23 protein-coding genes and 1 riboswitch are annotated in these 26,746 nt (G+C 73.1%); of the genes, 6 read left to right on the top strand and 17 right to left on the bottom strand.

Annotated features, from left to right (window positions below; translation table 11 throughout):
* The first annotated feature begins 1,461 nt into the window (after positions 1-1,461).
* Both AB0M28_RS31805 and AB0M28_RS31800 read left to right on the top strand, forming a co-directional pair.
* Positions 1,462-2,607 (top strand): substrate-binding domain-containing protein, encoded by a 1,146-nt coding sequence (locus AB0M28_RS31805; RefSeq protein ID WP_365412698.1) that lies wholly within the window; start codon positions 1,462-1,464, stop codon positions 2,605-2,607.
* A 167-nt stretch (positions 2,608-2,774) separates the two neighbouring features.
* Positions 2,775-5,192, top strand: a complete 2,418-nt coding sequence (locus AB0M28_RS31800) for a polysaccharide lyase 8 family protein (protein ID WP_365412694.1) — start codon at positions 2,775-2,777, stop codon at positions 5,190-5,192.
* Positions 5,193-5,271: 79 nt separating this feature from the next.
* On the opposite strand, the gene AB0M28_RS31795 is transcribed toward AB0M28_RS31800, so the two are convergent.
* Positions 5,272-6,633 carry a peptidase C39 family protein gene (locus AB0M28_RS31795; RefSeq protein WP_365412692.1) on the bottom strand — a complete coding sequence of 454 codons (1,362 nt, stop codon included), beginning with the start codon at positions 6,631-6,633 and terminating at the stop codon, positions 5,272-5,274.
* Between the two features lie 38 nt (positions 6,634-6,671).
* Positions 6,672-8,015, bottom strand: a complete 1,344-nt coding sequence (locus AB0M28_RS31790) for a peptidase C39 family protein (protein ID WP_365412690.1) — start codon at positions 8,013-8,015, stop codon at positions 6,672-6,674.
* A 163-nt stretch (positions 8,016-8,178) separates the two neighbouring features.
* Here AB0M28_RS31790 and AB0M28_RS31785 point away from each other — a divergent pair, with 163 nt between their 5' ends.
* Together AB0M28_RS31785 and AB0M28_RS31780 are read left to right on the top strand one after the other, a co-directional pair.
* Positions 8,179-8,775, top strand: a complete 597-nt coding sequence (locus AB0M28_RS31785) for a hypothetical protein (protein WP_365412688.1) — start codon at positions 8,179-8,181, stop codon at positions 8,773-8,775.
* Positions 8,776-9,161: 386 nt separating this feature from the next.
* On the top strand, positions 9,162-11,054 hold the full coding sequence (locus AB0M28_RS31780) for an AAA family ATPase (RefSeq protein WP_365412686.1): 1,893 nt from the start codon (positions 9,162-9,164) through the stop codon (positions 11,052-11,054).
* Positions 11,055-11,090: 36 nt separating this feature from the next.
* Here the strand turns inward: AB0M28_RS31780 and AB0M28_RS31775 are convergent, their stop codons facing one another.
* The 11 genes from AB0M28_RS31775 to ribD all read right to left on the bottom strand — a co-directional run bounded on the left by AB0M28_RS31775 (position 11,091) and on the right by ribD (position 20,347).
* Complete coding sequence (locus AB0M28_RS31775) at positions 11,091-11,705, bottom strand: GNAT family N-acetyltransferase (protein WP_365412684.1); 615 nt, start codon at positions 11,703-11,705, stop codon at positions 11,091-11,093.
* Positions 11,706-11,747: 42 nt separating this feature from the next.
* A complete protein-coding gene (locus tag AB0M28_RS31770) occupies positions 11,748-12,851 on the bottom strand; it encodes a hemolysin family protein (RefSeq protein ID WP_365412682.1) in 1,104 nt (367 codons plus the stop codon).
* Positions 12,848-14,203, bottom strand: coding sequence for a hemolysin family protein (locus AB0M28_RS31765; protein WP_365412680.1), 1,356 nt, complete (start codon positions 14,201-14,203; stop codon positions 12,848-12,850). Before AB0M28_RS31765 ends, AB0M28_RS31770 begins: the two co-directional genes overlap by 4 nt.
* A gap of 200 nt (positions 14,204-14,403) precedes the next feature.
* Entirely contained in the window at positions 14,404-14,847 is a 444-nt protein-coding gene (locus AB0M28_RS31760) for a PH domain-containing protein (protein ID WP_365412696.1), read from the bottom strand.
* Between the two features lie 28 nt (positions 14,848-14,875).
* Entirely contained in the window at positions 14,876-15,724 is an 849-nt protein-coding gene (hisG, locus tag AB0M28_RS31755) for an ATP phosphoribosyltransferase (RefSeq protein ID WP_365412678.1), read from the bottom strand.
* A 101-nt stretch (positions 15,725-15,825) separates the two neighbouring features.
* Positions 15,826-16,098, bottom strand: coding sequence for a phosphoribosyl-ATP diphosphatase (locus AB0M28_RS31750; RefSeq protein ID WP_365412676.1), 273 nt, complete (start codon positions 16,096-16,098; stop codon positions 15,826-15,828).
* Between the two features lie 34 nt (positions 16,099-16,132).
* On the bottom strand, positions 16,133-16,618 hold the full coding sequence (ribH, locus tag AB0M28_RS31745) for a 6,7-dimethyl-8-ribityllumazine synthase (protein WP_365412674.1): 486 nt from the start codon (positions 16,616-16,618) through the stop codon (positions 16,133-16,135).
* A 37-nt stretch (positions 16,619-16,655) separates the two neighbouring features.
* Positions 16,656-17,963 carry a bifunctional 3,4-dihydroxy-2-butanone-4-phosphate synthase/GTP cyclohydrolase II gene (locus AB0M28_RS31740; RefSeq protein ID WP_365412672.1) on the bottom strand — a complete coding sequence of 436 codons (1,308 nt, stop codon included), beginning with the start codon at positions 17,961-17,963 and terminating at the stop codon, positions 16,656-16,658.
* Positions 17,960-18,619: a nicotinamide riboside transporter PnuC gene (gene pnuC, locus AB0M28_RS31735; RefSeq protein WP_365412670.1), complete on the bottom strand. Its 660-nt coding sequence runs from the start codon at positions 18,617-18,619 to the stop codon at positions 17,960-17,962. Before pnuC ends, AB0M28_RS31740 begins: the two co-directional genes overlap by 4 nt.
* A complete protein-coding gene (locus AB0M28_RS31730; RefSeq protein ID WP_365412668.1) occupies positions 18,616-19,242 on the bottom strand; it encodes a riboflavin synthase in 627 nt (208 codons plus the stop codon). The genes pnuC and AB0M28_RS31730 overlap by 4 nt, the downstream gene beginning before the upstream one ends.
* 1 nt (position 19,243) lies before the next feature.
* Positions 19,244-20,347, bottom strand: coding sequence for a bifunctional diaminohydroxyphosphoribosylaminopyrimidine deaminase/5-amino-6-(5-phosphoribosylamino)uracil reductase RibD (gene ribD / locus AB0M28_RS31725; RefSeq protein ID WP_365412667.1), 1,104 nt, complete (start codon positions 20,345-20,347; stop codon positions 19,244-19,246).
* Positions 20,348-20,489: 142 nt separating this feature from the next.
* Positions 20,490-20,620: riboswitch (FMN riboswitch) on the bottom strand.
* A 238-nt stretch (positions 20,621-20,858) separates the two neighbouring features.
* Here ribD and AB0M28_RS31720 point away from each other — a divergent pair.
* Positions 20,859-21,554 (top strand): DUF5995 family protein, encoded by a 696-nt coding sequence (locus AB0M28_RS31720; protein ID WP_365412665.1) that lies wholly within the window; start codon positions 20,859-20,861, stop codon positions 21,552-21,554.
* A 21-nt stretch (positions 21,555-21,575) separates the two neighbouring features.
* Here AB0M28_RS31720 and AB0M28_RS31715 read toward each other — a convergent pair whose 3' ends face one another.
* The 4 genes from AB0M28_RS31715 to AB0M28_RS31700 form a co-directional block, all read right to left on the bottom strand.
* On the bottom strand, positions 21,576-22,847 hold the full coding sequence (locus AB0M28_RS31715; protein WP_365412663.1) for an alginate lyase family protein: 1,272 nt from the start codon (positions 22,845-22,847) through the stop codon (positions 21,576-21,578).
* A gap of 114 nt (positions 22,848-22,961) precedes the next feature.
* Complete coding sequence (locus AB0M28_RS31710; RefSeq protein WP_365412661.1) at positions 22,962-24,665, bottom strand: NAD(P)/FAD-dependent oxidoreductase; 1,704 nt, start codon at positions 24,663-24,665, stop codon at positions 22,962-22,964.
* A 49-nt stretch (positions 24,666-24,714) separates the two neighbouring features.
* Positions 24,715-25,515: a carbon-nitrogen hydrolase family protein gene (locus tag AB0M28_RS31705; RefSeq protein WP_365412659.1), complete on the bottom strand. Its 801-nt coding sequence runs from the start codon at positions 25,513-25,515 to the stop codon at positions 24,715-24,717.
* Between the two features lie 150 nt (positions 25,516-25,665).
* Positions 25,666-26,121: an Lrp/AsnC family transcriptional regulator gene (locus AB0M28_RS31700; RefSeq protein ID WP_365412657.1), complete on the bottom strand. Its 456-nt coding sequence runs from the start codon at positions 26,119-26,121 to the stop codon at positions 25,666-25,668.
* Positions 26,122-26,161: 40 nt separating this feature from the next.
* On the opposite strand from AB0M28_RS31700, the gene AB0M28_RS31695 reads away from it, so the two are divergent.
* The gene (locus AB0M28_RS31695; RefSeq protein ID WP_365412655.1) at positions 26,162-26,650 is read left to right on the top strand and encodes a glutathione peroxidase; all 489 of its coding nucleotides are present in this window, start codon (positions 26,162-26,164) and stop codon (positions 26,648-26,650) included.
* Positions 26,651-26,746: the final 96 nt, after the last annotated feature.

Genomic DNA, 26,746 nt, shown 5'->3' with positions numbered 1-26,746 from the left:
CGTCGTGCCGTACGCCGCGGCCGGTGGTGCGACGACCAGGACGCGGCTGCCCTCGGCCCGGGCCCGCTCCGCCAGCCGGCCGTGCACGGGGCGCCTCCGGCGGGGGGCCTTTGGCCCGGGCGTCGGCGGGGGTCTCTGGCCTGGGGGCACGCAACCGGACTTCGGGGTTCGCGACGGGGCACGTGGAGGCGAAGGGTTAGGTGCGGGGCTGCGGCACCTCCAGCCAGCCGCGGCGCGGCCCCCCGGGGCACCGCCCCGCCCTCGCACGGCCACGGCGCCCCGCGGTTGGGCAACGCCCAGCACTCCGGGGCGAAGCGCCACGTGGCTCATGCCCCCGGGGCGGAGCCACCGCGCGCGGGCTTCACGCAGACCGGCACCGCACCACGGAGGGCTCGCCCTGGCGCAGCCGCCGGCCGCCCGGCGCGGCAGGCGGGCGAAGCGCACATGGCTCCGCCCCCACGCTCACCAGGCAGAGCCGCTGCACGCGGGCTCCACCCAGAGCCCAACGCACCACGGAGGGCACGGAGGCGAACCGCACGTGGCTCGACCTCACCCTCCCCAGGGCGGAGCCACCGCGCGCGGGCTCCACCCAGACCAGCACCGCACCACGGAGGGCTCGCCCTGGCGCAGCCGCCGGCCGCCCGGCGCGGCAGGCGGGCGAAGCACACATGGCTCCGCCCTCACGCTCACCAGGCAGAGCCGGAGCACGCGGGGTCCGCCCAGAGCCGCAACGCACCACGGAGGGCGCGGCGGCGAACGCATGTGGCTCCGGCTCACGCTCCCCGAGGCGGATCGGCTACGCGTGGGCTTCGCGCAGAAGTCACCGCACCGCGGAGGGCACGCGGGCGAACCGCACGCGGCTCCGCCCCCACACCCCCGCAGCAGAGCAGCCGCCCGCCAGCCCCGTAGAACGCCACCGCACCGCCAAGGGCACGTGGGCGAACCGCACACGGCCCCGCGCCCACACCCCCGCAGCAGAGCAGCCGCCCGTCGGCGCCACACAGAACGCCACCGCACCGCGGCGGGCGTAGGGCAGCAAAGCCCCACGCGGCTCCGCCCCCACACCCCCAGAGCAGAGCCACCACCCGCCGGCTCCACACAGAACGCCACCACACCCCCAAGGGCACGCTGGCGAACCGCACACGGCCCGCCCACACACACAGCAGAGCCACCACCCGTCGGCCCCACACAGAACGCCACCGCACCGGGAAAGGCGTGCGGGCGAACGCCCCGGGGGCTCAGCCCCCGTGCTGCCCAGGGCGGAGCCCCTGCGCAGAGTGGCGTCGCGCTCGCGCCGAGTGCTCGGACCCCGTGCGGGGGGCCGTACCCCGGGGTGCGACGATGCGGGCATGTGTGGAGGGGCCGAGGCGAGTGGCGGCGGGCATGCCGCGTCGGCGCAGCACCGTGGCGGGGCCGGTGTGGGTCGATGTCATCCGTACCGGGCGGGCACCGCCGCCGGGGGTGGCGGCGTGTGCGGGGGTTGGCGTGCGTGAGGCCGTTGAGGTGCGGCATCGCCGGCTCCTGCGTATCGTTCGCGAGCGCGGTAGCGTGCGCGTCGTCGAACTCGCCGCCGAGCTCGGCGTCTCCGTCGAGACCGCCCGCCGCGACGTCGCCGCGCTCGCCGGGGTGGGGCGGGTGCGGCGTCTGCACGGTTCGGTGACCTGGCCGACCGCGCCGCTCAACGCACGCGACGCGCGGCTCGCCCGGCGGGCCGGGCCGGGCGCGCCGAGCGGGCTCGTGCTGGGGATGGTCGTCCCCGTGGCCGACTACTTCTACCGGGACGTCGTCGCCGGTGCGCGGCAGGCTGCCGCCGGGATCGGGGCGCGGCTGCTCGTCGGCATCACCGACTACTCCCCCGGGCGGGATCTGGCCCAGATCGCGACCCTGCTGAAGGCGGGCGCCGACGGGCTGCTCCTCACCCCCAGTTGGGGCGTCGACGGCCCCACCGCGCCGCAGGCCGCGCGCTACGCGGAGCTGCCCGTGCCGGCGGTGCTCGTGGAGCGCCGCATCCCCCTCGGGCTGCCCGACGGCCTGTTCGACCGGGTGGCCTCCGACCACGCGGGCGGCGCCGCCCTCGCCGTACGCCATCTGGCCGGGCTCGGGCACCGGCGGATCGCGCTGCTGGCCCGGCACACGCACACGCGGCCCGCCCTGCGCGAGGGGTACGCGGCCGCGGTGCGTGCGCTCGGGCTGCCCGACGACGACATCTCGCCCGGAACGGACGGGGTGCTGGGGCAGTTCGAGGACTTCGACCACCACGTGGACCGGCTGCTGGAGCTGATCACGGCACAGGGCGTGCGGGCCGCGCTCGTGCACACGGACATCGACGCGGTGAACCTGCTGCAGCGCCTGCCCGCCCACGGCGTGCGCGTGCCGCACGACTTCGCCCTCGTATGCCACAACGACGAGATCGCCGCGCTCGCCGACGTGCCGCTCACCGCGGTGTGCCCGGCGAACTTCACCGTCGGGGAGACGGCGGTACGCGTGCTCGCTCGCCGGCTGGAGGACCCGGGGGTCGAGCAGTCGGCCGTCGAGTGGCTGCCCACGCTTGCCATCCGGGAGTCCTGCGGGGCGGCGCCGGCGGACGACGGCCCATACGCCTCGTAACGGACGACGGCCCAGCCGCCCCCCAGCGGACGACGGCCCGGCCGCCCCGTAACTGACCGAAAACTGACCGGTCGACGCTTCTCCCTTGACGCGCAGTAAGCGCTTGCGGAACCGTCCGGTCAGCTCCACCTCACGCCCGTCGCCCGCCCGCAAAGGTAGGTCCGCCCATGCCGTCTCCCCTGCGCCGCCGCTCCTTCCTCCAGGCGGCAGGAGGCACCGCCCTCGCCCTCGGCGCCACCGCCGCCGCCGCGGTGCCGGCCCGCGCCGCCGACAGCACGGCCGCGAGCGAGGAGTTCGCCGCGCTGCGCGCCAAGTGGCGCGACCTCGTGCTCGGTACGGGCTTCAGCCCCACCGCCGAGCCGTTCCGCACGCTGCTCACGAACCTCGGCACCGCCGCCCGGGGCCACCTCGCCGCCATGGCCCCGGCCCAGGGGTCGCTGTGGCCCGACGCCGTGTGGCTCGACCCGGAGCCGGACCTCGACGCCGAGTCGTACGCCTTCTCGGCGAAGATGAACGACAGCTACAACCGGCTCAGCACCATGGCCCAGGCCTGGGCCCAGCCGGGCACCGGGCTGACCGGCGACCCGGCCGTGCTGCAGGCCGTCCTCACCGGCCTGGACCACGTCAACGCCCAGGTCTACAACGACACCCAGACCCGCTACGGCAACTGGTGGAACTGGCAGATAGGCGGCCCGCAGGCGCTGATGGACACCTGCGTGCTCGTGTACGACCACCTCACCCCCGAGCAGATCGCCGCGTACTGCCGCGCCGTCGACCACTTCGTCCCGGACTCCGTCTTCGACTCGTACACGGGCACCAGCACCGGCGCCAACCGCGTCGACCTGTGCCGCAGTGTGATCCTCCGCTCCCTCGTGGGCGAGAACGCGGACCGCGTCGCCCGGGCGACGGCCGCCCTCGACCCGGTCTTCCCGTACGTGACGAGCAGCGACGGCTTCTACGCGGACGGCTCGTTCGTCCAGCACCGCAACGTGCCCTACATCGGCGGCTACGGCTCCGTCCTGCACGACGGCGTCGGCCGGCTGATGGCGCTGCTGCGCGGCTCGTCCTGGCCGGTGGACTCCCCGGACGCCCAGCTCTTCCTCGACACGGTCGACAAGGCGATAGCTCCCTTCGTCTACAACGGCCTGATGATGGACAACGTCTCGTCCCGCGGCATCAGCCGGTACGGCACGTCCGAGCACACCCGCGCACACGCGCTGCTGGCGACGATCGTGCTGATCGGGCAGGGCGCGAGCGAGACGGAGAACGCCCGCTGGCGGGCGATGGTCAAGGGCTGGATGCAGCGCGACTACTTCTACCCGCCGCTGCGGAACCCGGGCCTCAGCCTGGTGCGCGCCTCGCTGCTGCAGTCCCTGCTGGACGACACGAGCGTCAAGCCGGCCCCGGAGCCCGTCGAGCACCGGCTGTTCCACCACATGGACCGGGTCACGCACCGCCGCCCTGGCTGGTGCGCCGCGGTGTCGATGGCCTCGAACCGCATCGCCCACTACGAGTTCGGCAACGGCGAGCACGCCCGCGGCTACCACACGGGTGCCGGCTGGCTGCAGTGGTACGGCGACGACTTCGGGCTCGAGCAGTACTCCGACGCGTACTGGCCGACCGTCGACCCGTACCGGCTGCCCGGCATCACCGCCTCCCGCAAGCCCCTCGCGGACGGCGAGGGCGGCAACTGGGGTCAGCCGATGCCCGACGCGGCGTGGGTGGGCGGTACGACGGACGGCGAGTTCGGGGCGACGGGGCAGCACCTGAAGGGCATCGCGTCGACGATGAGCGCCCGCAAGTCGTGGTTCTGGCTGGACGACGCGATCGTCTGCCTGGGCGCGGGCATCGCCTCCGCGGACGGCTACCCGGTGGAGACGACGGTCGACAACCGCGCGCTGGGCACGTCGGGCGAGCCCGCGCTCACGGTCGACGGGCGGGTGCAGCCGTCCGGTCAGGGGTGGCGGGAGACCTTCTCGGGCGCGCGCTGGGCGCACGTCGCGGGCCAGGCGGGCTACCTCTTCCCGCAGGGCATCCGGCTCGGCGCGGTACGCGAGGAGCGTACGGGCACCTGGCGCTCGATCAACACGGGCGGCCCCACGGACCCGGTCACCCGCCGCTACCTCACCCTGTACACCGACCACGGCACGGACCCGGCGGACGCGGGCTACGCGTACGTCATGCTGCCCGGCGCGAGCGCGCGCACGACGGCCCTGCGGGCGGCGGACGCGGGCTGGCTGCAGCTCCTCGCCAACAGCGCCGCGCAGCAGGGCGTCCGGGTGCCCCGGCTCGGTCTGACGGCGGTCAACTTCTGGGCGCCGGGCACGGTCGGCAAGCTCACGGCGTCCGCTCCCGCGTCGGTCCTGGTCCGCGAGCACCGCGACGGCACGGCGACCGTCGTGGTCTCGGACCCGTCGCGGCAGGCCCGCTCGCTGGAGGTGGTCTGGGAGAAGCAGGTCGCCGAGGTCCTCAGCAAGCCGTCCACGGTCGCCTCGGCGACGCCGGGCGCCACGCTGAGGCTCGTCTTCGGCGACCTCAGCGGTTCGTACGGCGCCCCGCAGCGGATCCGGGTCCGGCTGACCTGATCCCCCGCCGGGCAACGCGAAGGCCCCTGCGCGGCTGGTCCGCGCAGGGGCCTTCGGAGCCGTCAGACGATGGCGACGGTCAGACGATCCCGACCGCGGCCAGGGCCGCGCGCTGGTCCGCGGTGATCTCCGAGCCCCACAGGACGTAGCAGACGCCGCCCGTGCCGGAGCGGACCTCGCCCTTGTCGTTGTAGCGCTTGGTGCGCAGCCAGATGTTCTCCCACTCGCGGCGCTTGTAGACCTTGCGGACCGCCGCGTCCGTCGGGGAGTTCGCCGGGTCGTTGGCGATGACGTCGCCCTCGGCGGTGAAGCCGACGACCGTCATCAGATGGCCCGAGGTGCCGTAGCCGGCGCCCGTCAGCTCCTCCTCGATGAAGGACTGCGAGGTGATGAGCGGGATGCCCGCGCCGACGAGGATCTCGGCCTCGCTGAGGGAGTTCAGCCGCGTCACGACGCCGTTCATCTCGCGGTACGTCGAGGCGTACGCCGTGTTGAACGGCCAGTTGCCGCAGCCCTCGTACTGGTAGTCGTAGGTGAAGCGGGCGGCGTGGTCGACCTGGGGGTCGATGTGCTTCTTCTTTTTCTGCAGATCGACCCAGGCCAGGTCCTCGGCCGTGGGCTTGCGGCCCCAGTACTCGATGATCATCTGCGACGACGTGGGGCTGCACCACGCCTCGCCGCCGCCGTCGAACTCCTTGTAGTCGCCGTCGTGGACGGTCTGCGAGTAGCTCGGCACGGCCAGCTCGCGGGCCACGGCCGGCGTGCTCGCCGGCACCTCGAAGCGGTCCGGGACGTCCGAGCCCATCGCGCCGATCCGCCAGACGACCGGCGTGGCCCCGCCGCCCGCCTTGCGGTACAGGGTCAGGCGCAGCTGGTACGAGACCAGCCGCAGGCCCGACGCCGCGTCGTCGACGGCGAACGTGTCGGTCCAGATGCTCGCCTTGCCGTCGCCCTGTCCGTCCACGCTGGTGCGCTTGATGTCCGCGTCGCCGCCGGCCCAGCGGCCCATCACGAACCACGGGGTGGCGGTGCCGTCGCTGTAGGTGCCCTGCAGCTCGATCTGGATCCAGGTGCCGGCCGGGGTCGCCGCGTTCCAGGAGGCGACGGCCTCGGTCGCGGGCACGGCCAGGGTGTGGACCGGCGAGGTCCAGGTGGCGTACTCGTACGCGGCGGTGACCCCGGTGTGCGGGTCGGTGTAGTCCGCGGTGCCGGCCGGGGCGGCGATCGCCAGGCCGGGGCGGGTGCCCGTGACGGTGGTGCCCGCGGCGGTGCCGGTGGCGAAGCCGGCGGCCGTGGACCAGCCGTGGTAGTCGACGTTCGAGCCCGCGGACAGGGCACTCGCGCCGGTCCGGGCGGAGGCGAACGCCGGGGAGACCGCGGCGCCGGCCGCCGCCGCGAGGGCGGCGGTGAGCACTGTGCGCCGGGAGGGGGTTCGGGACATGGCGTACTCCAGGTAGGACGGTTTACGAAGTGGTGCGCTCAGCGGATGCCGACCGCGGCGAGCGCGGCGCGCTGGAACGGGGTGATCTCGGAGCCCCACAGGACGTAGCAGATGCCGCCGGTGCCGGAGCGGATCTGGCCGGCGGCGTTGTAGCGCTTGGTGCGCAGCCAGATGTTCTCGAACTGCCGGCGCTTGTAGACGTTGCGCACGGCCTCGTCGCTGGAGCTGGCGGGGTCGTTGGCGATGACGTCGCCCTCGGCGGTGAAGCCGACGACGGTCATCAGATGGCCGGAGGTGCCGTAGCCGGCGCCGTCGAGCTCGGTGGCGAGGAAGGACTGGGAGGTGATCAGCGGGATGCCCGCCTTGATCAGGATCTCCGCCTCGGTCAGCGAGCCGAGCCGGGTGACGACGCCGTGCATGTTCCGGTACGTGGCGGCGTAGGCGGTGTTGAACGGCCAGTTGCCGCAGCCGTCGTACTGGTGGTCGAAGGTCATCCGGGCCGCCTGGCAGACCTGCGGGTCGGCGTACTCGGGGTTGACCCAGGCGAGGTCCTCGGCGGTGGCCGTGCGGCCCCAGTACTCGATGATCATCTGCGACGACGTGGGGCTGCACCACGCCTCGCCGCCGTTGTCGAACTCCGGGTACTGACCGGCGTGGATGTTCTGCGAGAAGCGCGGGACGAGCAGTTCCCGGGCCACGCGCGGCTCGGAGGCCGGCACCTCGAAGCGGTCCGGTACGTCGGAGCCCATGGCCCCGACGCGCCACACGACGGGGGTGGCGTCGCTGCCGGGACGGCGGTAGAGGGTGACGCGCAGCCGGTAGTCGACCAGCCGCAGCCCGGTGGACGCGTCGTCGACGGAGAACGTGTCCGTCCAGATGCTCGCCTTGCCGTCGGTCTGGTCGTCCAGCGAGGTGCGCTTGATGTCGGCGTCACCGGCGGCCCAGCGGCCCATCATGAACCAGGGGGTGGCGGTGCCGTCGTTGTACGTGCCCTGCAGCTCGATCTGGATCCAGGTGCCGGCCGGGGTGCGCGCGTTCCAGGAGGCGACGACCTCGGTGGCGGGTACCGACAGCCGGTGGACGGGCGAGGTCCAGGTGGCGTACTCGTACGCGGCGGTGACCCCGGTGTGCGGGTCGGTGTAGTCGGTGCTGCCCTGGGCCCTGCCGATCGCTATGCCCGGCCGCACCCCGGCGACGAGCCGGGTGCCCTGGTCCGTACCGCTCAGCCAGGCGGGGACGGTGGCCCAGCCGTGGTAGTCGACGAGCGGGTTCAGCGCGGTCTCGGGGGTGCCGCTCGCCGCGGCGGACGGGGCGGCGGCCGCGCCCGCGGCGACGGCGAGGGCGGCGGCGAGAACAGTGCGCCGAGAGGCGGTTCCGGGCATGCGCGACTCCCAGAGGACGGTCCGGAGGAACGTGGGGTACGAACGTGTGCACGCAACTATTCACCTTGGGCAGCGTTTTCGGCCAGCCTTACCGGGCTCAAATATTGGTGTGGACCAGTGGCGTGACCTGGGAGGCTGCGGGGAGCACCGTAGGCTGACCTGGATGAACCACTCCGAATGCCCCCGACTGGCGGCGCTCGCCCGGGAGCTGCGGGCCCTGCCCCCGTCCCTGGGGGCGGTCCGGCTGGTCGCCGTCGACGGACACGCCGGGTCGGGGAAGAGCACGTTCGCCGCCCGGCTCGCGGACCGCCTGGACGGGGCGCCGGTCGTCCACCTCGACGATCTGGCCACCCACGAGGACTTCTTCGGCTGGACGCGGCGGCTGCGCGAGCAGGTGCTGCGGCCGCTCGCCGAGGGCCGCCCGGGCGCGTACGACGTGTACGACTGGACGCGGCGCGCCTTCACGGAGCGGCGGGCGGTCGAGCCCGCGCCGGTGGTGCTGCTGGAGGGGGTGGGTGCCGGACGCCGGTCGGTGCGGCCCGCGCTGGCGCGCCTGCTGTGGATGGAGTTGCCCGCCCGCGAGTCCTGGGCGCGCGGCCGGCGGCGGGACGGGCGGGAGCTGGCCTCGTTCTGGCGGGAGTGGGAGCTGGGTGAGCAACGCCACTTCGCGGCCGATCCCTCACGCCCGTACGCCGATGCGCTGGTACTGCAGGGAGAGACGGGGTACACGGTGCTGCCGGGGCCTTCCGCCGGGGGGTGAACAGGCCCGTATCTCACGCTCGGTGACCGTTTGCGAACTGACTGGTAGGTCAGCAAGCGGACGCTCCCGGGCAGTCTGCCAACTCGGCTTGACCCGATGGCCGCACAGGTCTTACGTTCTCAATGTGCGGGTCCGACGGGCCGGCACCACGAGCGCGAAGCCCCCGGTTGTTCCCCCGTGACCGGGGGCTTCGTCCTGTCCGCACGGCGTTCGGTCACCCACCGTCACGAGACCGCGATCCGGATGCGGTGCGTGAACGAACTCTTCGGTACGTGCGTATGTCACGGGTACGATGCACGGGTCGGCATCTCAGTAACTCCCCTTCGCTATCAGGCGCGTTGGCCTGCGCGACGGCATTCTCCGGGGGAACGGTTGGGGGGCACGTGATGGATCGCGGCACGGAGGGCTCGCATGCCCCGGCCGATCTCGCCTGGCTGCGCGCGGTCGACGCGTACACGGTGGGTGCCTACAACCGGGCCGAGGAGGAGTTCCGTACGGCGGTGCGGCTGGACCCGGGCATGGCGGACGGCTGGCTGGGGCTGCACGCGCTGCGCGCCGACACCGCGACCGCCCTGCTGCGGATGTTCCGGCACCGGGAGCGCTTCGGCGAGCAGCGCGAGCGGCACGGACGGCCGCTGAACTCCTGGTACTGGCTGGGCTGGTGGGTGCAGCCCGTGCTCGACTCCGACCGCGATCTGCTGCTGGCACACGCCTCGCACTGGCTGGACGGCCGGCATGTGGCGGAGCTGGACCAGGCGCTGGCGGAGTGCCCGCCGGTGGACGCCGATCCGCAGGTGCGGTTCCTGCACGCGTGCCGGGCCTATCTGGTGAAGGACTGGGAGCAGCTGGTACGCCACACGGGACCGCTGCTGGAGGATCCGCTGCTGGGCATCGAGGCGTCGCTCTTCGCGGGCATGGCGCGGGTGCGGCTGGAGATGTACGGGCAGGCGGCGCCGCTGCTCGCGCGGGCACTGATGCGGTGCCGCAGCGAGCAGCCGCAGCGCAAGGAGCTGCGCTACTGGCTGGGCCGGGCGTACGAGGGCACGGGCCGCAGCGCGGCCGCGCTCCCCCTCTACCGGGCCGTGCACCGCGTCGATCCGACGTTCATGGACACCGCCGCACGGATCACCGCGATCGCGGAGGACGACGGGATCGACTCGCTGCCGGGGATGCCGGCGGTGTCGCTCGCCGGGTCCGGGCTGGACGCCGTGCTGGGGCGGGACGCGGAGCTCGGACAGGACTTCGGGGACGGGCCGGGGGACGGACTGGATCCGCTGCTGGGCCTGGACGACGACACGGACCTCGGCGCCTCCGCCCCGGTGGACGCGGACGCGGTGCGCGAACGCGGCCGGGGGTCCACCCGTACGCCGGATCCCGCGCTCCCGGCGGGACCGTCCGATCCCGCGCTGCTCGCGCGGGCGCTGTCCGAGCTGGACGCGATGGTGGGCCTCGAGCCGGTGAAGCGGCAGGTGCGGGCGCTGTCCGCGCAGCTCAACATGGCGCGGCTGCGGGCCGGCCAGGGCCTTCCGGTGCAGCCGCCGAAGCGCCACTTCGTCTTCTCCGGCCCGTCGGGTACGGGCAAGACCACGGTCGCCCGCATCCTCGGCCGGGTCTTCTACGCGCTGGGCCTGCTGGGCAGCGACCACCTCGTCGAGGCCGGACGGGCCGACCTGGTGGGCGAGTTCCTCGGCCAGACCGCCGTGAAGGCCAACGAGCTGATCGACTCGGCCCTGGGCGGCGTGCTGTTCATCGACGAGGCGTACAGCCTCGCGGGCGTCGGCTACAGCAAGGGCGACGCGTACGGCGACGAGGCGCTGCAGGTGCTGCTGAAGCGGGCGGAGGACAACCGCGACCGGCTCGTGGTCATCCTTGCCGGCTACCCCGAGGGCATGGACCGCCTGCTGGCCGCGAACCCCGGCCTCAGCTCCCGTTTCACCACCCGGGTCGACTTCCCCTCCTACCGCCCCCTGGAACTCCGGGCGATCGGCGAGACGCTCGCCGCGCAGCACGGCGACGTCTGGGACGAGGAGTCGCTGGAGGAGCTCCGCTCGATCTGCGGCCACGTCGTCGACCAGGGCTGGATAGACGAACTGGGCAACGGCCGCTTCCTGCGCACCCTGTACGAGAAGACCTGCGCCTACCGCGACCTCCGCCTCAGCGGCTACGCCGCGGTCCCCACCCGCCAGGACCTGTCCACGCTGCGCCTGGCCGACCTCATGCAGGCGTACGGGGAGATCCTGTCGGGGCGGGGGCCGGAGGACGAGATGCCGCTGGACTAGTGGTGCGGTCCCCTGCGGAGGCGCGGGCCGGACCGCTCAGCCGCCGACCGGCCGCTGCATCGTGTGCAGGGTGGGGGCGCCCCGGCCGGGGCGTACCTCGCCCGTCACGCGAAAGCCGAAGCGTTCGTAGTACGGGACGTTCGACGGGTTGCTCGACTCCAGGTAGACCGGGAGCCCCGAGGCGTCGGCTTCGGTGAGACGGGCGGTGATCAGGGCCGCACCGTGGCCCGTGCCGCGGACGTCCGGGTCGGTGCCGATCACCGCGAGGTACCAGTGCGGTTCGTCCGGGTGGACCTTCTCCATCGCGCGGATCACCGCGAAGCCCCGCGCGAGGTGGCGGCCCGCCGCGCGGACTGCGGCCGGCAGCGAGACCACGTCGTCCCACAGGGACGTGCGCCACGTCCCCGGCGGGTTCCACAGCGCGCCGGCCACGACGCGGCCGGTGCCGTCGGCCGTGTAGTCGCAGGCGCCGTGGCGCAGATGGAAGTACCGCAGCTGCGCCGAGAACACCCGCGCGAGGATCCGGCCGCGGCGTGCCTCCTCGTCCGGGAAGACGTACGACCAGACCGGGTCGTCCACGAACGCCCGGGCCAGCGCGGTCGCGAGGCCCGTCACCTGCGCGCGGCCCGCGATCCCGATCTCCTGCGACATGCGGTGATCGTAGGGGATCGCGGGCCGCGCGGGGTCAGGGATTCACAAGCCCGCCCGCACCGGCTGCGGCAGCGCTTCCGGCTCACCGCCCGTGCGCGGGACGCGCGGGGTCGGCGCCTTCACATGCGCCGGGTCCTTGACCTCGCCGACGAGCATCTCAAGCACGTCCTCCAGGGCGACGAGCCCCTGCACCCGCCCGCCGGGCGCCGCCACGGCCGCGAGGTGGGACCCCGACCGCCGCATCGTGGTCAGCGCGTCGTCCAGCGGCAGCTCCGCGGAGAGCACGGTCATCGGACGCCACACGTGCTGCGGCACCGGCCGGTCCTGCTCCTCCAGCTCCAGCACGTCCTTGACGTGCAGATAGCCCATGAAGGCGTCGCCCGGACCGACGACCGGGAAACGGGAGTACCCGGTACGCACGGTGAGCTGCTCCACCTGCTGCGGGGTCACCGACGGGACCACGGTGACCAGCGACGCGGGCGCCAGCAGGACGTCCGTCACCGGGCGGCTGCCCAGCTCCAGCGCGTCCTCGAGCCGCTCCTGCTCGCCCTCGTCGAGCAGGCCCGCCTGCCGCGAGTCGTCGATGAGGTCGGTGAGCTGCTCGCTGGTGTAGACGGCCGCAACCTCGTCCTTGGGCTCCACCCGGAACAGCCGCAGGACGAGCTTGGCGCACGCCGCGAGGAACGCCGTCGCCGGCCGCGTCAGCCGCTCGAAGGCGACCAGCCCCGGCGAGAACCACAGCGCCGTCTTCTCGGGCGCCGCCATGGCGAGGTTCTTCGGCACCATCTCGCCGATCACCAGATGCAGGCACACCACCGCGGTCAGCGCTATCAGGAAGCTCAGCGGATGGATCAGCCCCTGCGGCAGGTGCACCGCGTGGAACACCGGCTCCAGCAGCCGCGCGACGGTCGGTTCCGCCACCGCGCCCAGCGTCAGCGAGCACACCGTGATGCCGAACTGGGCCGCCGCCATCATCTGCGGCAGATGCTCCAGCCCGTACAGCACCCGCCGGGCACGCGAGGAACCGGCGGCGGCCGCCGGTTCGATCTGGCTGCGCCGCACCGACACCAGGGCGAACTCCGCGCCCACGAAGAACCCGTTGGCCAGCACCAGGACCAGGGCGAAGACCAGCTGCAGCACACTCATGTCAGCGGCCCTCCGTCACTCGCCCCGGCGGCCTTGGTACGGACGATCCGTACGAGCTCCGCACGGTGGTGGCCCACCTGGCGCACCGACAGCCGCCAGCCGGGCGCTCCCGGTACGGCGGCCGTGTCGCCCGGTACGGGGATTCTGCCCAGCAGGTCGGCCACCAGACCCGCGACCGTCTCGTAGGGGCCGTCGGGGACGACGAGGCCGATGCGCCGCAGCAGGTCGACGCGGCAGCCTCCGTCGGCGTCCCAGGCGGGGCTGCCGTCCTCGCAGAGCGGGGCCTGGCGCAGGTCGGGGACGCCGTCGGTCTCGCGGTCGTGCTCGTCGCGGACCTCGCCGACGAGCTCCTCCACGATGTCCTCCAGCGTCACGACGCCGGCCGTACCGCCGTACTCGTCGACCACGACGGCGATCGGCTGCTCGCTGCGCAGCCGCTCCAGCAGCGGCTGTACGGGCATCGTCTCGGGCACCAGCAGCGGCGGCCGGGCGATCCGTCCGGCGGGGACGCGGATGCGCTCGTGGACGGGCACGGCGAGCGCGTCCTTCAGATGCACCATGCCGACCACCTCGTCCAGCCGGTCCCGGTAGACCGGGAAGCGGGACAGCCCGGTCGCCCGGGTGAGGTTGAGGACGTCGGCGGCGGTGGCGTCCGTCTGCAGCGCGCTGACCCGCACCCGCGGCGTCATCACGTGCTGCGCGGTGAGCTCACCGAGCGAGAGCGTACGGACGAACAGGTCGGCCGTGTCCTCCTCGATGGCGCCGGCCTGCGCCGAGTGCCGGGCGAGCGAGACGAGTTCGCCGGGGGTGCGGGCCGAGGCCAGCTCCTCGGTCGGCTCGACGCCGAGCAGCCGCACGACGCGGTTGGCGGCCGAGTTGAGCAGGGTGATCAGGGGGCGGAAGAAGCGGGCGAAGGCGTGCTGCGGGCCGGCCACGAAACGGGCCACCTGCATCGGCCGGGAGACCGCCCAGTTCTTGGGCACCAGCTCGCCGATGACCATCTGCACCGCGGAGGCGATGAACACGCCCAGCACGATGGCCGTCCCCGGGACGGCCCCGTCCGGCAGCCCCGTCGCCGTGAGCGGGCCGCGCAGCAGCCGGGCGAGCGAGGGCTCGGCGAGCATGCCGACGACGAGGGAGGTGATGGTGATGCCGAGCTGGGTGCCGGAGAGCTGGAAGGACAGCTCGCGCAGGGACTTGACGACCGTACGGGCGCGGCGGTCGCCCGCGGCGGCGGCACGCTCGGCCTGGGGCCGCTCGACCGTGACGAGACCGAATTCGGCCGCGACGAAGAACCCGTTGGCCAGGATCAGAGCGAAGGCCGCGGCGAGCAGCAGAAGGGAAGTGATCATGTCGCCGCCTCGTCGTGGGAGGCGGCGCTGGTACTACCGGACGGACCGTCCATCGGCTTGCGGGGGTCACTCCTCGAGTCGGAGGTGGCAGCGTGTGCCGCGGCGCGTGGGGACACCGCTGGACAACAGGGTAATCAAGACCGGGCCCGATCGGGCAGGGGCGTACGGGTGAGCCGCGCACACCGGCCCCCCGCCGGGGCCTACTGGTCGCGCCCGGTACCGCGGGACTCCGCCAGCGCCCGCAGGGCGCGGGCGTCGGCGATGGCGCGCTGCTTGGCGATGCCGGGCTGGATGCCCATCACGGGCAGGCTCGTGCCGTCGGACAGGTCCAGGGTCACCCACGGATCGCCGGGACGCAGGTTGACCCGCAGGATCTCCGCCCAGGCCAGCCGGCGCCGGTTGGTCAGGTTGGTGACCGTGACGCCCTCGGCGTCTGCGGTGACGTGCGGGCGGCTGAGCAGCGTCAGCACGCCCAGGATGAGCAGGCCGGTGAGGAGGAAGCTCGCCCGCTCCCCCGGGCCCAGCGGCAGCAGGAAGCTGACCCCGGAGATCATCGCGCAGGCCGCCGCCCCGGCCGTCAGCAGGACGACACGGGTGCGGGTGGGCCGGAAGGTGACCGGGAGGGCGGGCGGCTCGGTGTTCATGGGTATCGCGTCACTCACGGGAGGGTGCTCACAGGCGGCAGGCGTGGATGTTCGTGGTGAGGATCGCCCGTGCGCCCAGTTCGTACAGCTCGTCCATGATCTGCTGCGCCTCGACGGCGGGGACCATGGAGCGCACGGCCACCCAGCCCTCGTGGTGCAGCGGGGAGACGGTGGGGGACTCCAGGCCCGGGGTGAGGGCGACGGCCTTCTCGAGGTGCTCGGCGCGGCAGTCGTAGTCCATCATCACGTACTCCCGGGCCACCAGGACGCCCTGCATCCGGCGCAGGAACTGCTGCACCTTCGGCTCCGCGGCGTCCGCGCCGGAGCGGCGGATGACGACGGCCTCCGACTTCAGGATCGGGTCGCCGATGATCTCCAGCCCGGCCTGGCGGAGCGTGGTCCCGGTCTCCACCACGTCGGCGATGATCTCGGCGACTCCCAGCTGGATCGCGGTCTCGACGGCCCCGTCCAGGTGGACGACGGCGGCGTCGACGCCGTTGTCGGCGAGGTGCTTGGAGACCAGCCCCGAGAACGAGGTGGCGACCGTCATCCCGCCGAACTGCGTCACGTCCGTGGCCGTGCCCGGGCGGGTGGCGTAGCGGAACGTGGAGCCGCCGAAGCCGAGCTGCATGATCTCCTCGGCGTTCGCCCCGGAGTCCAGCAGCAGATCCCGGCCGGTGATGCCGATGTCGAGCTTGCCGGAGCCGACGTACACGGCGATGTCGCGCGGCCGCAGGAAGAAGAACTCGACGTTGTTGGCCGCGTCGACCAGCACCAGCTCGCGGCGGTCCTTGCGCTGGCGGTAGCCGGCCTCATGGAGCATCGCCGACGCAGGCTCGGAGAGTGAACCCTTGTTCGGAACGGCGATGCGCAGCATGGTGACGGCTTCCTTCTCTTCGATCGGTGGGGTGGTGTCACGCGGGGAGGTGCGGGCTTCTCACAGCGGCCGGCTCGAGCGGGCCGCGCACGGCGGTCCGCTCACAGATGGGCGTACACGTCGTCCAGGGAGATGCCCCGGGCGACCATCATCACCTGCAGGTGGTACAGCAGCTGCGAGATCTCCTCGGCGGTGCGGTCGGCGCCCTCGTACTCGGCGGCCATCCACACCTCGGCCGCCTCCTCGACGACCTTCTTGCCGATGGCGTGCACGCCCTGCTCCACGAGCTGGGCGGTGCGGGAGGTCGCCGGGTCGCCGGAGGCGGCCTTCTTCTCGAGCTCCGCGAAGAGCTCCTCGAACGTCTTGTTGGCCATGGTGGAAGTCAGCTTACGGGGTACGGGGGTGTGCTCACCGCCACGGTTCGGATACCGAACGCAGGGTGGCCGCGGTGGAGACGGCGGCGGTGACCGCCTCGTGGCCCTTGTCCTCGGTGGAGCCCTCCAGACCGGCGCGGGCCAGCGCCTGCTCCTCGTCGTCACAGGTGAGGACGCCGAAGCCGACGGGGACGCCCGTCTCGACGGAGACCTGGGTGAGGCCGACGGTCACGCCCTGGCACACGTAGTCGAAGTGCGGGGTGCCGCCGCGGATGACGACGCCGAGCGCCACGATCGCGTCGTAACCCCGGCCGGCCAGCACCTTGGCGACGACCGGCAGCTCGAAGCTGCCGGGCACGCGCAGCAGCGTCGGCTCGTCGATGCCGAGCTCGTGCAGCGCCCGCATGGCGCCGTTCACCAGGCCGTCCATCACCTGCTCGTGCCACTGGGCGGCGATCACGGCGACGCGCAGGTCCTGGCAGTTCTTCACGGTCAGTTCGGGGGCACCCTTGCCGCTCACGGCTCTCCTTCTGGTCGCGCTGTACGAGATGAGTGTGTTACTGGTTGCCGCACGCCGAGAGGGGCTCGGCGTCCAGCCAGGGCAGATCGTGGCCCATGCGGTCCCGCTTGGTGCGGAGGTAGCGCAGGTTGTGCTCGCCCGCGCCGGCCGGCACGGCCTCGCGGGTCACGACGCGCACGCCGTGGCGCTCCAGGGCCTCGCCCTTGTCGGGGTTGTTGGTCAGCAGCCGTACGCCGTGCACGCCCAGGTCGCGCAGCATCGCGGCGCCGGCGGCGTAGTCGCGGGCGTCGGCGGGCAGGCCGAGTTCGAGGTTGGCGTCCAGGGTGTCGCGGCCGCGCTCCTGCAGCTCGTACGCGCGCAGCTTGGACAGCAGCCCGATGCCGCGCCCCTCGTGCCCGCGCAGGTAGATCACGACGCCGCGGCCCGCCTCGGCGACCTGGCGCAGCGACTCGCGCAGCTGGGGGCCGCAGTCGCAGCGCTCGGAGCCGAAGACGTCGCCGGTGAGGCACTCGGAGTGCATCCGGACCAGCACGTCCTCACCGCCGCGCACGTCCCCGGCGACCAGCGCGATGTGCTCGACGCCGTCGAAGGCGCGGTAGCCGTACGCGCGGAAGGTGCCGTGCGCGGTGGGCAGCCGGGTCTCCGCCTCGCGCCGGACGACCGGCTCGGGGTCGGCGACGGGCGCCGGCGGAGCCGGGGTCTCGGTGGCACGGCGGTACTCGATCAGGTCGGCGATGGACACGATGGCCAGCTCGTGCCGGCGGGCGAAGGCCACCAGCTCCGGCAGCCGCAGCATCTCGCCCTTCTCCCCCGCGATCTCCACGATCGCGGCGGCGGGCGCCAGCCCCGCGAGCCGGGCCAGGTCCACGCCGGCCTCGGTGTGGCCGGGGCGGGCGAGCACGCCGCCCTCGCGGGCGCGCAGCGGGAAGATGTGGCCGGGGCGGACGAAGTCGGACGCCTCGGCGGCCGGGTCGGCGAGCAGGCCGAGGGTGATCGCGCGGTCGGCGGCCGAGATCCCGGTGCCCACCCCGTGGCGCGGGGCGGCGTCGACGGTGACGGTGAACGCGGTGCGCATCGACTCGGTGTTGTCGTCGACCATCTGCGGCAGACCGAGCCGGTCGAGGACCGCGCCCTCCATGGGCGCGCAGATCAGACCGCTGCACTCGCGCATCATGAACGCCACGATCTCGGGCGTGACGAGCTCGGCGGCGGCGATCAGGTCGCCCTCGTTCTCCCGGTTCTCGTCGTCGACCACGACCACGGGACGCCCGGCGGCGATCTCGGCGACCGCCCGCTCGATGGTGTCCAGCGTCAGATCGCTCGCGGGCTGCACGGCGGTGCTCATGCGGTGGCTCCTTCCAGAGCGGGGCCGCCCGTGACGGGGCGGGCGGGGCGGCTCTGGATCCACCAGGACCGGAGGCCCAGCAGGACGAGCACGCCGTACACGATGTAGACGAAGGCGGAGAAGGCGAGTCCGCCGTTGAAGGCCAGCGGCACGCCGACCGCGTCGACCGCCAGCCAGGCGAACCAGAACTCGACCCAGCCGCGGGCCATGGCCACCATCGCCACGACGCTGCCGACGAAGATGTACGCGTCCGGCCAGGGGTCCCACGACAGGTCCGGGTTGGCCTTGAAGACCAGGGCGAGGGCGACGGTGCCGACGGCGCCGCCCGCGACCAGCCAGGCGCGCTCGCGCCAGGTGGCGAAGCGGACCTTGATCTCGCCGTCGTCGCGGCGGCCGCGCTGCCACTGCAGCCAGCCCCACAGGGAGACGCCGATGACGAGCAGCTGCTTGCCGACGCCGCCGCTGAGGTGGGCGTGCCAGTACGCGGCCACGAGTATCAGCCCGGAGAGCAGCTGCGCCGGCCAGACGACGACCGAGCGCCGCCAGCCGAGGGCGAGGGCGGCGAGGCCCAGCAGGTTGCCCGCGAAGTCGGACCAGATGATCTTCTGGTCGAACGCCGTGAAGGCGGTGCTGTTCAGCCAGTCGAGGGCGCTCACTTGACGGTCTCCTTGGCGGTGTCCGCGGTCTGTCCGGTAGCGCCGAGCATCCGCTCGACGTACTTGGCGATGACGTCGATCTCGAGGTTGACCCGCTCCCCCGGCTGCTTGAAGCCGAGGGTGGTCAGGGCGAGCGTGGTGGGGATGAGGCTGACGGTGAAGTAGTCGTCGCCGGCGTCGACCACGGTGAGGCTGATGCCGTCGACGGTGATGGAGCCCTTCTCCACGACGTACCGGGAGAGGTGCGGCGGCAGCGAGACCTTGACGACGGTCCAGTTCTCGGAGGGCTTGCGGTCGACGACCGTGCCGGTGGCGTCGACGTGGCCCTGCACGAGGTGGCCGCCGAGCCGGCCGCCGATCTGCGTGGGGCGTTCGAGGTTGACGCGGGAGCCGGGGGCGAGGTCGCCGAGGCTGGAGCGCTCGAGGGTCTCCGCCATCACGTCCGCGGTGAACCAGTCGGCGTCGAAGTCGACCACCGTCAGGCAGACGCCGTTGACGGCGATGGAGTCGCCGTGCTTGGCGCCGTCCGTGACGACGGGGCCGCGGAGCTTGAAGCGGGAGGAGTCGCCGAGCTCTTCGACGGCGACGACCTCGCCCAGTTCTTCCACGATGCCGGTGAACACGTCAGTTCTCCTCAGGGGCGGGGATGGTGGCAGGAACAGCGGTGATACGCAGATCGGGGCCGAGCCGGGCGACGTCGGTGACGCGCAGGCGCAACGCGTCGCCGATCGTGGTGATTCCGGCGTCGGCAAGGGCGTGCGGGCCCGCGCCGAGCAGCACGGGGGCGACGTAGCCGACGACCTTGTCGACGGCGCCGGCGGCGAGGAACGCGCCGGCGAGGGTGGGGCCGCCCTCCAGCAGTACGGAGCGCACACCGCGCTCGTACAGGGCGGTGAGCAGGGCGGGGAGGTCGAGCCCGCGGCCGGACGCGGCGCGCGGCAGGCGCAGCACGTCGGCCGGGAGGGCGGTGTCGGCGTCGTGGGCGACGGCCAGGAGCGTGGGGGCGACGTCGTCGAGGATGCGGGCGCCGGGCCCCACGGCGGTGCCGTTCGTGTCGACGACGACGCGCAGCGGCTGGGTGACCTCGCCCGCCAGTCCGCGTGCGGCGAGCTGCGGGTCGTCGGTACGGGCCGTCCCGGCGCCCACGACCACCGCGTCCGCCTCGGCGCGCAGCCGGTGCACGTCGGCGCGGGCCTCGGGGGAGGTGATCCAGCGACTGGTGCCGTCGGCGGCGGCGCTGCGGCCGTCGAGGGTGGCGGCGTACTTCCACAGCACGAAGGGACGGCGGCGCGGTACGGCGGTCAGCCACGCCTCGTTCCCGGCGGCGGCCTCGGCGGCGAGCAGTCCGCCCTCCACGTCGACCCCGGCGGCGGCGAGGGTGCGCGCGCCTCCGGTGTGGCCGGGGACCGGGTCGGCGACGGCGTACACGACGCGGGCGATTCCGGCGTCGATCAGCGCCCGGGCGCAGGGTCCGGTGCGGCCGGTGTGGTTGCAGGGCTCCAGGGTCACGACGGCGGTGCCGCCGCGGGCCCGCTCCCCCGCCGCGGCGAGGGCGTGGACCTCGGCGTGGGGGCCGCCGGCGCGCTGGTGGTAGCCCTCGCCCGCGATGTGTCCGGCGGCGTCGAGGACGACGCAGCCGACGACGGGGTTGGGGCTGGTGTGGCCGAGGCCCTGGGCGGCGAGGGTGACGGCGCGGCGCATCGCCGCTGCCTCAAGGGTGGTGGCCACCGGGTCCTCCTGCCGCTGCGGGCAAGGACTCCGGGGCTGTCGGGGAAACCGACGTAGGAAGCGGGAAACACCAGGAACGACGCCGGGGGCGGCAGCCGTCATGTCCGACGGCCCGCAGCGGCGGCGCACCTGTGGCATCCCGCCGCGCACTGCCTCCCATCCGGACTTTAACCGTCGGTCCAGGAGTTTCACCTGGTCAACCGGCCGCTGGCTGCGGACGGGTCGCGGACTGTAACCGCCGGTTCGGACTTTCACCGACCCCGGAGTGCGCTTGCGTTGTCACTGGTACGGGTCCAGTCTGCCACGCCCGCGAAGGTCCGAATCCCGACTGTGGGCCGGATCACGCGGGCGGGGAGCGGGCCCCGCGCTTGCACGGGGTGGAACACGGGGGTCACCGTCCGCATTCCCGGGGCCCGTCGCCGGGCGTGCGCCGGGCCTGTCGTCCGGGCGCCGTACACGCCACCCGTCCGGGTGATGACCGGGCCGCCCGCCGCCTGCCATGGTGGCGCGCATGACGTCTGTGGAGCGGCCTCCCGCGCTGGACGCGGTGGTGGCGCGGATGCGCGAGCTGGGCGCCGGGCTGCCGCCGGCGGACGGGGTGGCCGTGTTCAACGGGGTGTACCTGCGGGTTGCGGAGGAGGTCGCGGCCCAGGCCGCCGCGGGCGCCTTCGCGGACGACCGGGCGTCGGCGCAGCTGGCGGCGGACTTCGCGGAGCGCTATCTGGCGGCGGTCGCGGACGCCGCCGCGGACCGGCGGCCACCCGCGTGCTGGCGTCCGCTGCTGCAGTCGCGGGGCCATGGCGGCATCCATCCGCTGCAGTTCGCGCTGGCGGGCATCAACGCGCACGTCTCGCACGACCTGCCGCTGTCGCTCGTCTCCGTCTGCTCGGCGCTCGGCCTCGACCCCGCGGACGTGCGGAGCGACTTCGACCGGGTCGGCGACATCCTGGACCGGCTGGAGGAGCGGATCCGCGAGGAGCTGATGCCCGGCCCCGATCTGCTGGACGTCGCGGATCCGCTGACCCATCTGCTGGGCGTGTGGAGCCTGGACAAGGCCCGCGACGGCGCCTGGGCGACGGCGCGGGCGCTGTGGCCGCTGCGCGGACTGCCCGAGGTGTACGGGGAGTTCGCGCAGCGGCTGAGCCAGAGCACGGGCCTGGTCAGCCGCTGCCTGCTGACGCCGCTGCGGGTGCCGGGGCAGCGGTAGCCGCCTCACCGGCCCCCGGCCTCACCCCGCCGTCGAGTACAGCTGCTCGGCCGCCGGCCGCAGCGCCCACAGATCGCCGCCCGGCGGCGCCTGGAGCAGCGGTACGGCGGCACGGGCGGCCGGATCGCCCGCGTCGGCCGCCGCGTGGATCACGTCCGTCGCGGCGTACGCGTGGAAGTCCAGCTCCGGGTGCGTCCAGGGCGCGGCGCCGGTCGCGGCGGGCAGCAGATAGTCCACCGCGTCGAACAGGCTCTGGCCCTGGGGTCCTTCGTACCGCCACAGGTCCACGCCGACGTGCCGGCCGATGTCCGCGAGGCGGGCGAAGGCCATCAGGTTGAAGCTGGAGTAGTGCCAGCTGCGGGTGCGGCTCAGCTCGCCGGGCTGGGCGCCGTCGGCGGCGATCTGCGGGTCGATCCGCTTGGCGGCGGCGTCCAGGACCACCTGGCGGGCCAGCGCGGGCCGGTCCACGGCCAGGGCGAGGGCGGCGACCTGCATATCGTGGAAGGTGCCGTGGTTGTTCTTCGCCGCGGCCTCCTCCTTGCCGAAGTCGCTGGTCAGCAGCCAGTCGAGGAAGTCGGAGTTCCACTGCCGCATCGCCGCCGCGTCCTCGGCGGTCCAGCCGGGTGCGCCGGTCTGCAGGATCGCCACGGCGTCCAGCACGCTGGTGTACATCTGCGAGAAGTCGATGATGCCGATGGCCCGCCCGGTGTACCGGCAGGGGATGAACTGCGCGTGGTCCAGGTTCGGGTTCATCGCCGTGTCCGGGTCCGTGAACCAGGTCCGCAGCAGCAGGGCGGCATGCCGTGCGTACGCCTCCTCGCCGGTGTAGTACCAGGCCAGGGTGAGCGTCTGCACCGCCTTGACCAGCTTGCCCAGCTCCGGCCGGTCGGTGCCGGTGTCGACCTCGGGGTTGCGCACGCCGTCGCGCTGGACGTACGGGCAGCCCCACGGGTTGTCGGTGGTGGGGGTCTGGCTGGGCCACCAGTAGGGGGCCTGGCTCAGATAGTCGTGCGGGTCGCCGCTGGGCGCGGGCCGGGGCTTGTCGACGACCGTCCACGGCCCCTCCGCCAGCCACGGACCGGCCTGCGCGACCAGGGCGTCGCGCGCCGCGCGCAGCCCGGGGTCGCCGAGCGCGAGCCGTACCTTGGCCTGCTGCAGCCGGGCGCCGTCGATGACGACGGTCCGCGGCGCCTTCGGCACCCCCGGGTCGACGGGCTCGGCGCCGGAGGCCGCGGCGCCCGGCAGGATCAGCGCGGCGGCACAGACCGCCGCGGCCAGAGCTCTACCCCACATCTCAACGCTCCCATATGTGAACGCCGTTCATGGACGGGACCGTGTGAGAGTACGACGGTGCCCCGCACCCGTCCAGGGGGTGCGGGGCACTTCGTGAAAGCGGTTTCCGGGCGCTCAGTCCTCCGGCAGCTCCACCGGCGCGATCTCGTCGTACAGATCGCCGGGGCCCGGGTTCGACGGGTCGGTGGCGCCGCCGAGCTGGTGCATCACGCCCCAGACCGCGTTGATCGCGGTCTGGATGGCGCCCTCGGCCCAGCCGGCCGTCCAGGAGATGTCGTCGCCCGCGAGGAACAGGCCGCGCTTGTCGGCGGGCAGCCGGTCCTGCATGAAGTGGGTGAACAGGCGCCGCTGGTAGCGGTAGTGGCCGGGCAGGTTGGCCTTGAACGCGCCCATGAAGTAGGGCTCGTTCTCCCAGGACACCGTGACCGGGTCGCCGATGATGTGCTTGCGGATGTCGACCTTGGGATAGATCTCCCGCAGCGACTTCAGCATGACCTCCAGCCGCTCGTTCGCGGACAGCGGCAGCCACTTCAGGCTGTCGTCGCACCAGGTGTACGACAGGCAGATCACGGCCGGCTTGTCCGGGCCGTCGTCCAGCAGGTACGTGCCGCGGGTCATCCGGTCGGTCAGGGTCATCGACATGACGTCGCGCCCCGTCTCCTCGTCCTTGTCCAGCCAGAACGGCCGGTCGACGGGCACGAAGAGCTTCGACGACTCCATGTAGTGGGTCCGCTCCACGGCCGTCCAGTGGTCGATCGGCAGCAGCTCGTCGTCGCAGTCGATCTTCGACAGCAGCATCCACGACTGGGCCGTGAAGATGGCCGCCTGGTACGTCCGGATCCGGCCGGACGCGTCGGTGACCGTGATCCCGTTGCCGGCGGTCCGGTTCAGCCGGGTGACCGCGGGGCGCGGCTGCCCGCCCTCGTGCAGGGAGGCCAGCGAGGTGCCCTGCGCCCAGTGCACGATCTTGCCGGGCTCGCGCTCCCACAGCCGCAGCGGCAGCTGCTGGCTGCCGCCGACGATGCCGCGGTGGTGGTCGTCGGCCTCGGTGTAGACGACCCGCAGGATCTCCAGGATGGAGTTCGGGAAGTCGGTGTCCCAGCCGCCCGTACCGAAGCCGACCTGGCCGAAGATCTCCCGGTGGCGGAAGGACTTGAAGGACTCGGAGTCGCAGAGGAAGCCGTAGAAGGTCTGGTTGTCGAGCTTCTCGACGAGCTTGCCCCAGATCTCGCGGATGCGCTTCGCGTCGCGCTCGCGGATGGCCTGGTTCATGTCGGAGAAGTCGGCGCCCTCCTCCAGGCACGCGTTCCACGCCTCGGCGACGTCTCGGTAGACCTGCGGGAGGTCGTCGACCGTCTCGGCGTAGTGCGACTCGCCCTTGAGGTCCACGACGGTGGAGGGGGTGTCGGGCGCCAGGGGGTTCGGGAAGGGCTTGGTCTCCAGGCCCACGAGGTCGATGTAGTGCTGCAGCGCCGTGGAGGACGGCGGGAAGCGCATCGCGCCCATCTCGGCGGTCAGCTCGTCGCCGCAGCCGTCGAAGCCGACCGTGCGCAGCCGGCCGCCGATCTTGTCGGCCTCGTACACGACGGGCTTCAGGCCCATCTTCATCAGCTCGTACGCCGCGACGATGCCGGACAGCCCGCCGCCGATGACGGCGACCTCGGTGCCGTGCCCGGTCGCGGGTATCTGGCCGAGGCCCGCCGGGTGGGCGAGGTGGTCGTCGTAGGCGAAGGGGAAGTCCGGGCCGAACATCGTGATCGGCTTGACGGGGGTCTCTTCACCGGCGGGGTGGACGGCCGTGGGCAGCGTGGACGTCATGGCGTGGTTCTCCGTGAGCAGACGAGGTGTGCGGACGTGCGGGGAGGGGTCAGGCGAGCGGGCCGTAGAGCTCGGGCCGGCGGTCGCCGAGATAGGTGTTCTCGGCCCGGGAGGCGGCGAGCAGCCCCGGGTCGACGTCGGCCAGGACGAGGTCCTCGCCGAGCCCGGCGCGGGCGCGGACGGTGCCGTCGGGGGCGGCCAGGCAGCTGAGCCCGGCGAAGTGGAAGCCGCCCTCGGGGCCGGAGCGGTTGGCGTAGGCGAGGTAGAGCTGGTTCTCCCAGGCGCGGGCCGGGATGATCGTGTTCGGCACGATCTCGTAGGGCCGCATCAGGGCGGTGGGGGCCAGCAGCAGCTCCGTACCGGCCAGCGCGTGGGCCCGTACGGCCTCCGGGAACTCGACGTCGTAGCAGATCAGCAGCCCGAGCCTGAGGCCCGCGTAGTCGGCCTGGACGACGAGGGTGTCGCCGGGGGTGAAGTGCTTGGTCTCGAAGTCGCCGAAGAGGTGGGTCTTGCGGTAGTTCGCGAGGCGGGTGCCGTCGGGGGCGATCAGCTGGACCGAGTTGTGGATCACGTCGCCGGCGCGCTCGGGGTAGCCGTAGGCGATCGCCAGGCCGTGCTCGGCGGCGATCGCGGCGACGGCGCGCGCGCCCGGGCCGTCGGCCGGCTCGGCCGCGTCGGGGACGCGGTCACCGAGGGCGTAGCCGGTCAGCCAGAGCTCCGGGGTGAGCAGCAGCCGCGCTCCGCCGGCGGCGGCCGTGCGGGCGGCGCTGTCGAGGGCGGCGAGGTTCTCCGGGATGCTCCGGGGAACGCCGCTGGGGCCCTGGTACAGCGCTGTGCGCACGGGCAGCATGGAACCTCGCAGGTGGGACGCGACGGGGGGACGTGATCGACGGTACGTGCCCGCGGGGGCGGCGGCCAAGACCGCTCTTTTGCACCGGACCCCCGGTTCGTTGCGTCTTTCGCGGCCCGGGCGGCGATTCGTTGCGCCGCGGGGCCGCTTTTACGCCGGTGCGCCCGAGCTGTACCGCCTGAGCAGCGGGGAAAGCACCAGTACCGATTTCGTACGCTCCACGAAGGGCTCCCCGGCGATCTTCTCCAGCACCCGTTCGAAGTGCCGGACGTCGGAGGCGAACACCTGGATCACCGCGTCCGCCTCCCCGGTGACGGTGGACGCGGCCGTGACCTCGGGATAGCGGATCAGGGCGTCGTGGATGTCCTCCGGGGAGGTCTTGCGCCGGCAGTAGACCTCCACGAACGCCTCCGTGGACCAGCCCAGCGCGGCCGGGTCGACCTTCACCGTGAAGCCGGTGATGGCGCCGGAGTCGCGCAGCCGGTCCACGCGCCGCTTGACGGCGGGGGCCGACAGGCCGACCTCGGCGCCGATGTCGGCGTAGGAGCGGCGGGCGTCCTCGGCGAGGGCGCGTACGATCCGCTCATCGAGATCGTCGAGTCTCATGTATCGAAGTAGAACACGGTGAGAGGGAGGACCTGACGAGGTGGGTATCTACGACATCGGGCTGCGCACGCTGGCCGGCGAGCCCGCGTCCCTGGCCGACTACCAGGGCAAGGCCATACTCGCGGTCAACGTCGCGTCCAAGTGCGGACTGACCCCGCAGTACGAGGGCCTGGAGCGGCTGCAGCGGCAGTACGCGGAGCGCGGCTTCACGGTCGCGGGCTTCCCGTGCAACCAGTTCATGGGGCAGGAGCCCGGCACGGCCGAGGAGATCGCCACGTTCTGCTCGGCGACGTACGGGGTCAGCTTCCCGCTCTTCGAGAAGCTGGAGGTGAACGGCGAGGACCGGCACCCGCTGTACGACGTGCTGACGGCGGCCCCGGACGCCGCGGGCGAGGCGGGCGACATCCAGTGGAACTTCGAGAAGTTCCTGATCGCCCCCACGGGCGAGATCGTCGGCCGCTTCCGCCCCCGCACGGAGCCGGAGGCCGCGGAGCTGGTGGCGGCGCTGGAGGCCGTACTGCCGGTGTGATCTACGGGCCCGGAAACGCGCCGAGGCCCCTGGCTGCTCCGTACCGTCCCGCCCCGGCCCGGACCACCAGCCGAACAGCTTCTGCGCCCCGTGCAT

Origin of the sequence: Streptomyces sp. NPDC051940 (assembly GCF_040680895.1) — a bacterium.
Taxonomy (GTDB): Bacteria; Actinomycetota; Actinomycetes; order Streptomycetales; family Streptomycetaceae; genus Streptomyces.
This window is presented reverse-complemented; position numbering and strand designations above follow the sequence as displayed.